At 55.6% G+C, this 13,335-nt stretch carries 13 protein-coding genes; 9 read left to right on the top strand and 4 right to left on the bottom strand.

From position 1 onward, the window contains the following. Positions 1-605 precede the first annotated feature (605 nt). Positions 606-1,076, bottom strand: coding sequence for a hypothetical protein (locus ABVK50_RS30300; protein ID WP_353646635.1), 471 nt, complete (start codon positions 1,074-1,076; stop codon positions 606-608). A gap of 841 nt (positions 1,077-1,917) precedes the next feature. Between ABVK50_RS30300 and ABVK50_RS30305 the strand changes: the two genes are divergently transcribed. The 7 genes from ABVK50_RS30305 to ABVK50_RS30335 all read left to right on the top strand — a co-directional run bounded on the left by ABVK50_RS30305 (position 1,918) and on the right by ABVK50_RS30335 (position 9,730). Next, a complete protein-coding gene (locus tag ABVK50_RS30305; RefSeq protein WP_353647079.1) occupies positions 1,918-2,712 on the top strand; it encodes a response regulator transcription factor in 795 nt (264 codons plus the stop codon). A 131-nt stretch (positions 2,713-2,843) separates the two neighbouring features. Next, positions 2,844-4,625, top strand: coding sequence for an EAL domain-containing protein (locus ABVK50_RS30310; protein WP_353646637.1), 1,782 nt, complete (start codon positions 2,844-2,846; stop codon positions 4,623-4,625). 106 nt (positions 4,626-4,731) lie between these two features. Next, positions 4,732-5,259, top strand: coding sequence for a ubiquinone biosynthesis methyltransferase UbiE (locus ABVK50_RS30315; protein ID WP_353646638.1), 528 nt, complete (start codon positions 4,732-4,734; stop codon positions 5,257-5,259). After that, the gene (locus ABVK50_RS30320; protein WP_353646639.1) at positions 5,256-6,434 is read left to right on the top strand and encodes a methyltransferase domain-containing protein; all 1,179 of its coding nucleotides are present in this window, start codon (positions 5,256-5,258) and stop codon (positions 6,432-6,434) included. The genes ABVK50_RS30315 and ABVK50_RS30320 overlap by 4 nt, the downstream gene beginning before the upstream one ends. Continuing rightward, positions 6,431-8,815 carry a SpoIIE family protein phosphatase gene (locus ABVK50_RS30325; RefSeq protein WP_353646640.1) on the top strand — a complete coding sequence of 795 codons (2,385 nt, stop codon included), beginning with the start codon at positions 6,431-6,433 and terminating at the stop codon, positions 8,813-8,815. The genes ABVK50_RS30320 and ABVK50_RS30325 overlap by 4 nt, the downstream gene beginning before the upstream one ends. 3 nt (positions 8,816-8,818) lie before the next feature. Then, positions 8,819-9,379, top strand: coding sequence for an ATP-binding protein (locus tag ABVK50_RS30330; RefSeq protein WP_353646641.1), 561 nt, complete (start codon positions 8,819-8,821; stop codon positions 9,377-9,379). A gap of 12 nt (positions 9,380-9,391) precedes the next feature. Further along, entirely contained in the window at positions 9,392-9,730 is a 339-nt protein-coding gene (locus ABVK50_RS30335) for a hypothetical protein (protein ID WP_353646642.1), read from the top strand. 82 nt (positions 9,731-9,812) lie between these two features. Here the strand turns inward: ABVK50_RS30335 and ABVK50_RS30340 are convergent, their stop codons facing one another. Continuing rightward, entirely contained in the window at positions 9,813-10,067 is a 255-nt protein-coding gene (locus tag ABVK50_RS30340; RefSeq protein ID WP_353646643.1) for a hypothetical protein, read from the bottom strand. 413 nt (positions 10,068-10,480) lie between these two features. Here ABVK50_RS30340 and ABVK50_RS30345 point away from each other — a divergent pair, with 413 nt between their 5' ends. Both ABVK50_RS30345 and ABVK50_RS30350 read left to right on the top strand, forming a co-directional pair. Further along, positions 10,481-11,473 carry an OmpA family protein gene (locus tag ABVK50_RS30345; protein ID WP_353646644.1) on the top strand — a complete coding sequence of 331 codons (993 nt, stop codon included), beginning with the start codon at positions 10,481-10,483 and terminating at the stop codon, positions 11,471-11,473. 150 nt (positions 11,474-11,623) lie between these two features. Next, positions 11,624-12,271 (top strand): transglutaminase-like cysteine peptidase, encoded by a 648-nt coding sequence (locus ABVK50_RS30350; RefSeq protein WP_353646645.1) that lies wholly within the window; start codon positions 11,624-11,626, stop codon positions 12,269-12,271. A gap of 75 nt (positions 12,272-12,346) precedes the next feature. On the opposite strand, the gene ABVK50_RS30355 is transcribed toward ABVK50_RS30350, so the two are convergent. Continuing rightward, entirely contained in the window at positions 12,347-12,769 is a 423-nt protein-coding gene (locus ABVK50_RS30355; protein WP_353646646.1) for a hypothetical protein, read from the bottom strand. Between the two features lie 146 nt (positions 12,770-12,915). Then, positions 12,916-13,218 carry a hypothetical protein gene (locus ABVK50_RS30360; protein WP_353646647.1) on the bottom strand — a complete coding sequence of 101 codons (303 nt, stop codon included), beginning with the start codon at positions 13,216-13,218 and terminating at the stop codon, positions 12,916-12,918. Positions 13,219-13,335: the final 117 nt, after the last annotated feature.

The raw sequence follows: 13,335 nt of genomic DNA on the forward strand, positions 1-13,335 counted from the left end.
AGGCAGCACCTCCCGCAGCCCCAGCTCGCTCCTGCAGCCAGGCTGAACAGTAGTCGGCCGAAGCCCGCTGGCTGCAATGCCGGATCAGTCCGCGTCAGGCTTAGCGCCACTGGCCGGCAGAGCATCAAGAACGCGGGTGTTCCGAATCGCGCCAGAAGGCAGGGTTGATGCATCACCGACCGACCACCTCAGTCGCAGGAGTACCGGTTAAGCTGAACGAGCGGTTTCAGCGGCAAAAACCGCCGGCAAGGTCTGTCCTGAGTCCTGAGCGCCTATCCCGCCTGATAGTGTCGGATCAGGCTGTTCTCATCGGCCAGTTAGCGAAAAGCTTCTGTCGATCCTGACCCTTGAGAAGCTTCCGTCTGGATCTGCCGAGGTGTTCCGCAGAACTCGATGTAAGCGGTTCGCCGGCGCCGCGGCTTTGTGAGCGAGCGTTGGCGTGCTGGATCTGGATGGCGCGCGCGACATCAAGGTCGCTCCGCGAGTTCGATGATCGAACCATCGCTCGTGCGAGACGATGTGTTCCTTTCCACGGTAATGATGGGATTAATGACGTCGCTCCGAGCAGATTGGGGCGCAGGCTAAGGTCAGAATGTCGCGCTAACTCAAGAACGCCCCCGCTCCAGAAGACACGCTGCGACTGCTTGCTGCTCATCACGCGACAACGCCGGGAACCGCTGGTCCCAGAAATCCGTAGCCTCGCGAGAATCCTCATCCCACGCAAATACGCGAACGTTCTCTCCCCAGGCGATCGCCCTCCGCAGACCTCCAAGTGTTCGATACTGATCGACAAAATCAAATGGATCGAAACTAGGCCTTATCGAACGCGTATTGTTTCGGGAGAGGGCGTTTGGCGGATTTAAAGGAGCCATGGCTAAGATGATGGCGCCTTTCTCCTTAGCCTTGCGCATTGCTGCCCGCATGCGGAGCATCTTAATGGGTATGGGCTCATTTGCCCGCTCGAGCGAGTAGATTTCGTTCTCCAGGTCTTTCAGAGCGCGCCACAGGACGTAGGGGTCAAGAGAGCGATATTGACCGACCGCTCGCCATGTTGCCTCATCATGGTCACTCGTCATCGTTCGCGCGCCCCTCAGCACGCTGGCCAGACCACAGGCCGGCAGTCAGCCGCGTACTGTTAAGGTGGCATAAAGCAGCGATCCAGGCGAGGCATCAAAACGTTGTACGGCTGCTAAGCCGACGGACACGGACGGTGTAATGACGGTCGGACCGGCGTAGCAAGGATGCCGTCGGCTTAAACAACCATTTTGGTCGAGCGTTGTCGAACGATGGCGCAGCTGATGGTTGCTATGCGATTTCATTTCAACCGATGTGAATCCGTCCACATTCGATCGGATCATTCCCGCCCCTAAAAATATCGATTGTCGGCCATTTTCGATTGAGGCGCACGCACACGTCGACAAGGCGGCTCCAGCTGCAGCCTGCCGTGGCGAACTCACCTGTCCGCGGCAGCGCTGGAGCAGTGCAAGAAGTCGCTTGGGATTCGCTGGCTAGTGCCACCGAAGCCATGCGGAGGACGACGATGCCCGAAAGCGTCGGTACCGCCCCTACGACCCCAACGCGCCCAACCAATATAGATCGATGTCGGCGCACAACGCTACGCGGAAAGTCCGGCCCTGGCGTATTCAAATCGCGTCCGAGCGGGCCACGTTCGATGAGGCGATATGTACGCTGCGAAAAGTTTTCGGATGCGACGCTAACGACGAAATCGAATTTGCTGTGTAAGCATACCGTAACGCTTGAGGAAGCATCGCAAATCGAGTCCTTTATTGACGCAGACGGCGTAATAAATGGAATACGACAACGTTGCTGAAGTTCAGTTCTATAAATTGACGGCGAATCCATATTGCACGTCAGCAGTCGTCGCCCTCATTTATCTGTCAAGAGAGCTAGCCAATCATGGTATTGTCTGCAACCTTCGAGAGCAGAAAGCCCTCAAACAACACGCTTTGCATGAGCACCAATCACAGGATCGCGGAAAGTTCTGCCGCCACAGGTGGATTCGCCGGAAACCGTGAACGCGAACGCTCCATCATCATTGTCGACAACCGCGCGCGTGAGCGGGAACGCCCGGTTCAAAACGTGAACTCCAGTCATTTCCGTGCGGCAGTAGCGGTCTTCGGGACTATCGATGAATTGCGCCGGGCGTACGAGCACCGCCGCGGCCCCATATCCGCCATCTTGCTGAATATTGGCGGATGCAAGATCACCGATGACGGCGTTGCCCAGGACATCGAACAGCTCAAGTCAGAGTTCGCAGCGATCCCTTTTGTCATCGTTGCGGATAACAATGATCCGGCGCAGATTGCCAATGCACTGGAAACCGGAGCCTGCGGCTATATCCCGACCACGGTCGGTATCGGAGTCGCGGTGGGTGCGATAGAACTGGCATTGGCTGGCGGCGCGTGTGTGCCCGCCAGCTGCACCTTTTCCATGCGGCAACGTGTTTTTGCCAGAAACATTCAGGGAGCGCAGCCGATCAGGAAAATACTCACGGCTCGTCAGATTGAAGTCGCCGAGGCGCTGCGTTGCGGCAAGGCGAACAAGATCATTGCCTATGAGCTCAATCTGCGAGAAAGCACGGTGAAGGTCCACATCCGCAAGATCATGAAGAAGCTAAACGCAACCAACCGGACCGAGGCGGTTTACAAAATGGATACCATGCTGCTTCGCGATGCTCCGGTTTCGGGGTAGGATCGACGCACCAGCCTAGTAGCATGGTGGCGGCAAACGACCGTCTTTGGTTTGCCCCTCGAACAGTTGAGAGTTTGCAACCGCCATCGTGATTATGCTACCTTCACCCTACAGGTGAGGAGACATACCGCTTGTGGAGCTGGCTATCACGATTGTTGGATGGCGTAGCGAATGGGGATTCCTCAAGCAATTTTTCTTCTGCGAGCGACGCGTGTCTCACGGATTTTTTAGAGAACACGACCGACGCTGTGTCCTTCTACGACCGCCAGTTCCGCCTTACCCACTATGCAGCCAAATTCAGAAACTCCCGCGGTCAAGTAGCAAGCGGCACCCCTGTGTGGGAGATCTACCCGGATTTTCTCGATACCAGGGTTCGCGGCGAATTTGATCGCGTTCTCCACGGCGGCTCGCCGGCCACTGTCGATCTGCGGCAGCCGCCGAGCGAGGCGCCTCGTACGGCTTTCATTTTCAGCGCTGGGGATGGCCTAGGGATCATTGAGTACAAGGAAACCGAGCAGAGGGGACGGACTGATGCGGAAGAACGGGAGCACACGATGCTCCTCCACCAGGCAACGTATGACGCATTGACCGGACTGCAGAATCGGCGGCGGTTCAGCGAACGCTTGCAGGAAGTGTTGGCCGGCGACGGGTCAAGAAAAAAAGCGGCACTTCTACAAATCGACCTTGATGAATTTAAAGCGGTCAATGACACGCTCGGTCATGAAGCAGGCGACACGTTGCTTCAACGGGCTGCGGAACGCATTCGGAACGCGCTTCAGGAAGACGAAACCGCCTATCGATTGGCTGGAGACGAATTCGCCATTATTCAGTCGGCTAAGGATCATCCAGTCGAAGCCGAGCGCCTCGCCAATTCGCTGATCGACGTGCTCAAGGCGCCGTTCGTCATTAATGGCATTCCGGTTTTCGTCGGCGCGAGCATTGGAATTGCTTTCACACCGGAGCACGGGACAGAGAGTGAGCAACTGATGAAGGCGGCAGATGTTGCCCTTTACGCAGCCAAAAGAGATGGACGCGGCTGCGCCAGAATCTTCAACCGTTCGATGCTGCTTCTGCTCGAACAACGCGAGAATTTAAGGCGCAATCTTCGAGTGGCGCTGGAGCGGGGCGAACTCTATGTTGAATATCAACCGCTTATTCGACCTCCCTCGTCGGTGGTTGGCTTCGAAGCGCTGCTGCGGTGGCTTCACCCCGAGCTTGGCATCATTCCTCCGAGCGTGTTCATCCCGATTGCCGAAGCCGATGGTCTGATGGACGAGATTGGGCGGTGGGTCCTGGAAAATGCGTGCCGCCAAGCGACGAAGTGGCCTTCTTCTCTTATAGTCGCAGTAAACCTGTCGCCGGCGCAGTTCCTCAGTGGTTCGCTCACAGACACGGTTGCTCAGATCATTGACGCTGTTGGAATCCGAGCCGATCGGCTGGAGCTTGAAATCACCGAGACGGTCCTTCTCGAGCAGACCATCGACAATCTTGACACATTGAACACTCTAAACGTTTTGGGAATCCGAGTCTCGCTCGATGATTTCGGTACCTACTACTCCTCGTTGAGTTATCTCAAGAATTTCCCCTTCGACACGTTAAAGATAGATCAATACTTCATAAGAGATCTTGAGACGGACCGGAAAAGTCAGACGATCGTGCGATCCATCATAGGCATGGCACACGGTTTAGGAATAAGCGTAACTGCTGAGGGAGTGGAAACGCCAGGACAGGCACAGTGGCTGATCGGGGAACACTGCGATGGCCTCCAGGGCCACTTTCTTGGGAAGCCGCTAAGAGCTGAAGCGACGCTCGAATTCGTCAGACAGTCGCCATCGATAGCAGCAGGAGCAGGGCAGAACCAAATCGACCGATCTAGCGTCCAGAGCCTGCATCCAGCGAGGCGGAAAACGTGAACGGACCACGCAGCGATAGTTGTATCACAGCCTTGGTCGGTGCGAGATCAGAGGGGTGGGTCAGTCGTTTTGCCGTTCGGTGTAGTCATATAGGCAGGGAGAGCCAATGAACATTGTTTCTCATACCAGAAATAGCGACATTTCATTTGAAGCTATGATACAGATCGATATGAAAATTGACACTTTTATATCATCATGGGTGCACTGCCACTATATATCATCTTACTTGGCGCGAGTGGTCAGCCATAACAGGTCTGACTCAGTCAGGTATTCAAATCTTTTTTCTTCTGCCGTCAACGAATTGCTGGAGGTCGCCTTTCGAACCCGCCATCCGAGCGGCGAACTGGCTTGCAGGGTGTCTCGGCAGGGCCGGACCGATAGGGTCGAATTGACGTTCCCTTGCACACCGGAGGAACGACGCTTCTATGAACAGGCCCTGTTGCAGATTGAAGAACCGGGTGTCAGGGAACGCTACCTCAATTCAGTGTCGGGGGATCTTGCGCCAAGTCGTGAAGTCGTACTCGCGGAATTGGCTATTGATTACAACGCAACCCTCAGCCTCGAAAAAGGCGACGATGACGATGTCGCGATCACGCTGGTGGTGGATCTTCCGCTAGAGGACGTACCAAATTGAACCTTTACGACCTTCAGCCGCGGTTCAAAGCGCAATACGACGTGAACAATCAGGAGTACTCCATTTCGGGTGTGGTCCGGCCGCAGTCGATCGACGAGCTCGCGCCCAGCATGGCGCTGCTGAAGGACTCCATCGAACGTGTGCGTGGCGTTCTATACGTGAATATCAAACGTCTGACGCAGATGAACAACACTGCCTTTCACGTCTTTTCGCGGGTCATCATTGACGCCTGCCGCACCCGACCCGACCTCAAGTTCGTTGTCATCACGTCAAGCGTTGTCGGCTGGATGACACGGAAGTTCGGGCGCTTGAACCGAATCGAGCCGAACATCACCGTCGAGGAATACGACGGCGAGTTCTATCCAGGACAAAGCTTTCTCGAACAAGGCGGGTTCATACCGATCCTGCGTACGCAGACGAAGATGACCTGGCGCCACGAGCGCACGATCCTACCCCGCCACGGAATGCAACCGGGCATCACAATGGCGGACGTCTGTTGTGGAATCGGTGACTTCGCGGTGCTGGTGCAGAAGGAGTTCCAGCCAGCGCGGATAGTCGCCCTCGACCACTCCAGATCGAGCCTGGCGTACGCGCGAAACGTAGCGGCGGAGTTCGACATCAAAGGAATCGAGTACACTTATGGTGACGCATCAGAAATGCTGCTTGAGGACGATCAGTTCGACCTTGTGACGTGCCGCCATTCCTTGCAGGTCTTCAACAAGCCCGAGCTGATCCTTAGCGAACTGTTTCGAATTTGCAGGCCAGGCGGACGCGTCTATATTACCAATGAAAAGAATTCCCACTGTCTGGGTGAACCGCGCGCCGACAGCATCCAGTGGACTTATAACGAAGTCGCCAAGCTTTGGGCGCACTTTCAAATGGACATCGAGCTTGGCCCGAAGAGCCGACGATACTTGATCGAAGCGGGGTTTGAAGACATTCGTGTCGAGTCTTTCATGGTCACCAATCATGACGGCGATCCCCAGGATTTCGCGGAGGTGATTGCAGCGTGGGAGAGCGTCTACGCAGGGGAGATGGCGGTTAAGCGCGGCGATACTGCAAAGTACATCAATCGGTTCCGACAAGGCTTCAAAGACCACATCTTCGCTGCGCTCCATCCGAAAGGCTATGCCGGCTGGCCAATCTGGGTCGCATCGGGGCGCAAGCCGCAATGAACAGCTCCGAACTAACTCAGCCCAGAGCTTGGTCTGTCTTTGGGCTTAACAGTTTCCGCGCGAAGTTCATGATTGTCGTGGGAGGAGCGGTGCTGTTTGACCTCCTCGTTGGCGGCGGCGTCGCGTTGTGGAATGTAAACAGACTTTCTCGCGACGCGACAACCCAGATCGAGAGGGGCCTCACCAACGCGAGTCAGGAATACCTCCAGAACTATATCGAGACGACGGCGCTGCGCGCGGATCTCCTTTTTGACCGCATGCATTCGGAGGTAACCGCGCTCGCAGGCACCATGCAGACACTGATCGATCATCCGGAGGCAAAGGCCGAGATTGGTGAGGCGCTGGCGAAGAACCCCTATTTCAATCCGCCGCTCAGTTACCACAGCGATGGAAACTGGGTGCAGAATCCGCCGGGATCGACTTCTGTCATGAGTGTGTGGGGATATCTCCTTTCCCCCGCTCATCAACCAAAGCCGGAAGTTCTCCGCGATGTTCAGGACAGCGCTGTTTTCGACATTTTCAGCGCGAGCTTGATGGCGACGGGCACGAAGAAGCTCCAGATCTACTACGTGGGGCCGAAGCAACAGCCGATCATGCGCACGACGCCATATTCCGATCAGGCTCAGACTTTCGACAAGCTCTATCCAGGCCACAATAAAGCAAATTTCTGGGATTTCTTCTTTCCAGGGGTTTACGAAAGCTGGCAGAGATGGATCAAAGAGCCGGATTCGCGCCCGGTAGAAGGCGAGAGCATTACCGCGACAGCCCCTTATATCGATGCGATTACCGGCAAGCTCATAGTCAGCTTCTTCCATCCGCTCTGGACCAGGGATCGCACAGACGTCGCCGGGATGGTTGCTTCCGACGTTACGCTCGATCAGCTCGCTGAGATAGTCGAAAGCATCAAGGTGGCTGAGACGGGTTTCGGTTTTCTTACCATGTCGAACGGCAACGTACTCGCGATCAAGCCCGAGGGCCAGAAAACGCTTGGGCTCAAGATTGCGAGTGGTGCGGAGGGTCAAGGCGTTACGGGCCTTGACCGCTCGCTCAAAAAAAGTACGCATGCGGCCGTTGCGGCGCTTGAACTTCCCGCCGACGACCGGACCGTGATCAAACACATATTGATTGATGAGAATGGCCAAGCCGAGCCTTACATTGTCGCACTTCGGCGACTAGAGGCAGTCAATCTCTGGAACAGCGACGGATCCATAACAGCTGAAAACCAGATGCTTGGCTTCGTGGTTCCGGAGCGGGAAATCTATGCATCTCTCTTTGCAGCCCAGGAGAGCATCTCCGACGCGACCAACCGTATACTGATTACACAAATCATCGCAATCATCATCTCACTGCTGATCGTCTTTGCAGCTGTCTTCGGAATTTCAAAACGTATCACGGCCGGTCTCAGTGCTCTTGCCGGCGCCGCCAGGCGGCTCCAGTCGCAAGACTACTCAGTCCGGGTGAGTGTTCCCACCCACGACGAGGTCGGAGAAGCAGCCCTGGCGTTCAACAGAATGGCTGAAGAGATCAGCTTTCACACCGAAAACCTCGAGCATCTCGTAGATGAACGAACCAAGGAACTCGAGGGCGCCAATCAAGAAATTGTAGCGCTGAACAATAGATTGCGAGATGAGAATATCCGGCTTAGTGCTGAGCTGGCGGTCGCCAAACAGATCCAGATGATGGTGTTGCCTAAGCGCGGTGAGCTCGACGTAATTCCCGAAGTAGAAATCGCCGCCTTTATGAGGCCAGCGGACGAAGTTGGCGGCGATTACTACGACGTCTTGCAAGATGGAGCGCGCGTCAAGATTGGAATCGGAGATGTGACCGGCCACGGACTTGAAAGTGGGGTTCTAATGCTCATGGTTCAATCCGTCGCACGGGCGCTGCAGGAGACCAGCGAGAGGGACCCGCGTCAGTTCCTGGATCGGCTGAACAGGGCTATCTACAAGAACCTGGAACGGACCAACAGCGATAAGCACCTTTCTCTCGCCTTTCTAGATTTTGAAGGTGAGCGCGTGACGCTCTCCGGTCAGCACGAGGAGGTGCTCGTTATTCGTTCAAATGGTGAGGTCGAGCGAATCGACACGATCGACCTCGGGTTGCCGATCGGCTTGGAACGCGACATATCTCCGTTCGTTGATGTACGCGACATTCCTTTTGGCAGCGGCGACGTGATCGTGCTGCACACCGACGGCCTCACCGAGGCGGAAAATCAGGACGGCAAGCTTTTTGGCTTTGATCAGCTTTGTAAAAGTGCGAGCACACATCATGGTGGGAGCGCAGAAGAAATCAAATCGGGAATTATTGACGACCTTATGGCGCATATCGGAACGCATAAGATCCACGATGACATCACCCTCGTAATCATGAGACATAGGTAGAAAGTGGCGACACTGTTCGGAACGGCTGATATTGCTAGTGGCGCGCGAGAGAACGTCAGTCGCGTGCGATTGTTCGATGGACCTCTTGACGTGAGTTGGCATCATTGCGCCACCACCTCGGACTTCATTGCGGATCTCTTCGCGCTGCGTGTTCGATCATCTCGCGACGACTACAGAGAAGTACGGCACAGCATCGGGTATTTGGTTAACGAACTCATCGAAAACGCGGTCAAATTCCGTGCACCGGGCGAGGTCATGATCGAGGCATCGATCGATTCGGAGAGTTTCAAGGTGAAAGTCTCGAATTCACTCGACGGCGAAACCGCCTCTGGATTTCAAAGCCTACTGGCCCGGATCACAGCCGGTGATCCAGGTGACCTCCTGATTCAACGGCTCGAAGCGAACGCGGCAGACCCTGGCGCGTCAAGTTCGGGGCTGGGATTGTTGACGCTGATGAGCGACTACGATGCACGTTTAGCTTGGATATTCAGCCCGGCCGACGAAGGCGATCGGATTTGTTTGGAAACATATGCTTCTATTCCGGTTCGACACGCTCCCAATTAAATGGATTAAACCATGGAAATAAAGAACGACGATTACCGGGTTTGGACTGAAGGAGACGAAATCCATTTCGATGGCAGAATTCGTCTGGCCAGTTCCGAGGCATATGCACCTATTTTGGCTTTAGCAATGAGCGTTCTTGCCTCGAAGCCCGCCTCCATCACCCTCAATCTGGTGGATCTTCATTTCTTAAATTCTTCCGGGATCAATCTTCTGGCAAAATTTACAATCGAGGTGCGCAAGCATCCCTCAGTTCAACTAACGGTCCGAGGGACAAAGGATATACCTTGGCAGTCTAAATCCTTGCCGAACCTAAAGAAGTTGCACCCAAATTTGGTGCTCCGGGTGGATTGAGGCGGGCGCCAGCCAGTTGTACCGGCGGTCATTTCATTCGAACGTATTGTTCGTGGCGACCATCGACAGATAAAGTCTGTCATCAGATCTGCCGATGCGGCTTAACATCAACTCTGGAGGCCTCGGGTGCGGCCGGTTTCGGTGCAAAACGGCGCCGCTCGCGGCGGCGTTGCACCTCTTCGTAGCGTCGAGCGCGGTCGTACCATTCCCATTCCATATGCCGCCACGCTTCGCGCCAGACCTTGCAGATCGCGATCCTTCGTTTGCCGATGTCAGCTCTCAAATAAAAGAGCGTTTGGTTGAGCTCCAATTCAAACCTGCTCGTCTCTAGGTGCATAGCGTTGTTCCGGTCGGGATTGGATTGGATTGGGGCGCGCGACGGTTGCCCCAACAGGCTTCAAGGTCAACATTGGCCACGGAGATTTCGAACGTTAACGCGTAATACGGTTAAAGAAAATCTTCACGTGGTGCGGACTGGCAGGGCGGCATTGGTCGCTCGATCCTGAGGCCGGCATGGCATCGCCCCAATTGCCGCTCAGGGCCGTGCAGCACCACTTCCTCTGGTAGGGCCTGGGCACGGCGATGGCGTCGCTGACGAACGCTGTCCACGGCGACCATGTGGGCAGGGCGCATGCCACGACGGCGAAGGGGCCTTCCGTGGCGTAGCGTGTGCAAGCATGCGTGCTTGTCACCGACCCAAGTTCTGACTAGGCTTTCTCACGTAAGTAATCAGCGCTAGGAACCCAGGCTATGCGACAACTTTTAATGGCGGTTTTTTGGATGGCCTGCTTTCCTGGCGTAAACGATGCCGTTGGCGTGGAGGCTCAAAGCGAGGTCACTGTCGAAGTCGCCGGCGAGGCATACAAGGGGGCTCCCGTCTTCGAGGTTAGATTTGACGGCGTCGTGGTGGGCAGTGGCACTCTCAAAAATTCGATCGATACCGCCGCGGAAGGGCGTCTTTTCGAAACAAAAGATCCTCTGAAATATGTTGAAACCTTTCAGTTCAAGATACCCGATGACGTGTTCAGTCCCTCCGGCGTGGTCGAGATCAGTTTCACAAACGATGCGTGGGGCGGCGACAGTGCAAGTCAAGCCGATCGAAATCTGTTTGCCCGGTCAATATCTGTTAACGGCAAGAAAATAGATGCGGCCGAGTTAAGGCTGCAAAACGACGCTATTGATTCAACGCCCGAGGCCATTGTTGGTGCGGCCGAAACGCATGGCTTCGTGGCGCTGCCAGGAAGCGATATCAAAGCCCGTGCCATGCCTGGCGGCGAGGGATGGCCGCAGCCTTCCCAAACGGCGGAGAGCAGGGCCCTGCCAACCGACCCGGCCGGGAAGATGGCACCTGGTCAAGCAGACGGCGAAGTGCAGCCTGCTCCCAGTGTGACGACTGCCTCCAAGGACAAAGCTTCCGATTGTGATCGTGTGGCCAATGTGGCCGGTTTCCAGAACAATTCAGCGGAATTGTCTACGGCCCAGCGTTCAGCCCTGGACAAATTAATCTCGGAATTAGCCGACGAACCGTGCGCTTTGGAGATCATCGGATATGCAAGCAATACGGGCACGGCATCGGCCAATGAACGAGTTTCGCAAGCCCGGGCAGCCGCAGTCGCGGACTACCTGACGGCGCGCGGCATTCCTGCAGCCTCGGCGACGACGATCGGCAAGGGCCAGACGATGAAGTTTGGGCCGTCCGCCATCGATAATCAGCGCGTGGTCATAACGACTTCTAAAAGATGACAAGCCACTTTGGCCTTTGCACAAGACAATCGCGGCCAAGTTTGGTAAATTTACACCTAACAAGAGAGAGGTGAATTCGATCTATTTGCGAAAGCGAAAAGAAATGCTGCGTTGATACATTCCCCCATGACCAGCACAGGGAGTGGGGAAATGAAGAGAGTCAAAATCTACGCGCTGACGGCATTTATTGCGTTTTCGTTGATTACTCCGACTGTGCTGAGCGCGGCCGAGTTTGCCACGAGTTCAATTTCGAATTCGGACCGTCAGACGCCGCTTGCACGGATCCTGAAGCCCGGATCTGGTTCCGTGAAAACCCACAAGCCGAGATCGATCAAGCGGAGCGAAGTCCGTTTCAACAGCCGCGGGAAAGCGCCCCTTGCATATCAACTGTTTTGCCTGAAGTCACCGAGGGAATGCCGGGGCGGCGGCAAAGCATCGGTTCATCTGACGCCGCAACTGCTTTCCAAACTCGACTTGGTTAACCGGTCAGTCAATCGCGCTATTCGCCCCCGCAACGACTTCCAGGCTGATACCTGGTCGCTTAGCCCCGCCAGCGGGGATTGCGAAGACTACGCGCTTACGAAGCGCCAACGTCTGCTAAAACTCGGCGTCCCCGCGAGCGCACTTCGCCTGGCGGTGGCGCGCACGGGACGCGGGGAGGGGCACGCCGTGCTTGTCGTCCGCACGAGCAGCGGGGACCGCATTCTCGACAACCGGACGAATCTCATCCGAAACTGGCACCAGACGGATTTGCGTCTCGTGAAAATGGCGGGCGCAAATCCGCTCAAATGGCATTGAGCGGCTCGTTCTACTGAAGGAACCCGCAGCAAACAGCCGGCCGTTGGGCCGCCTGTTTGCCTTCAAGGCTGCCGATCAATTTGGGCTGGCAGCCTCGGCTGCCGGACTGGTGAGCGCAGCCGTCTCAATTTCTGTACAATTGTTGACGGCAACCGCGATGTCATCGATCTGAGCCCGTTGCGCCACGTTGGTCGTGAATGTGCTGGCGAGAGAGATAGCTGCAGCTGCCAATCTATCACTGTCGTCACACACCTCATCATTCGCCGCCGTGGTCGCGAGCGCAACAACCAGGTCTGCAACTCCCTGGTCATACTGCTCGCTCGGCAGATTTGCATCACGTAGTGCTGCCAAGTAGTCGCGTGCAGCCTGGCTGCAAGCGGCGTCATTACCGCTGCAGGCATCGACCACCGTTTGCACCGATGGAGCTGCTTGCGCGTGCGCGTATGTGACAGGGTTGAATATCAGTGCAGCTGAGAAGCAGAGGTAAAGTTTCGACATTGTGATTACTTTCGTAGCCTAGTTTCCCAAGTCCTAACGGTAGGGTTGCACCAGGCAGGGCGTCAAGGCATCTTATTGGCGTACAGTGTTCCGACGTCCCGGTTTGGAGGCGCGGCTCGAACATGGCTTCATCGGGCCAGCACTCCCTATTTTTCATTGCTAGATTTGTCTTTTAGATGGTCGTGCCGCAAATTTCGACGAAAGGGTCCAAAAATTTCGGCCAGCACTCCTCTCACCAAGACTGCCAGGACTAGGCCGCTATTGTACCCGATCACGATGAGCACGGCTCCCACAATGCTGAATTCCGGGCTGAGCCAAGCTTGCGCGAGCGCAGCAATCAGAATCAAAACCGATCCGGTGATCCACCAGACCGACGACCCAACCCCGCCGACGAACATGCCAAGCAGCGCAGCCAGAGCAAACAATAAAGTGAAGCCCAAAACGTTCATTGCCAGTCTGGCTCAATTTTTAGCTTGGTCTAGCACGCATTGTTCCTGCCAAGCTCCTTGTACAATCTGAAAGCAGAGAGCTCTTCTAAGCCACCCGATTGAGTGCGTGCATGGCCA

Source organism: Mesorhizobium sp. WSM2240, assembly GCF_040438645.1.
Lineage (GTDB): Bacteria > Pseudomonadota > Alphaproteobacteria > Rhizobiales > Rhizobiaceae > Allomesorhizobium.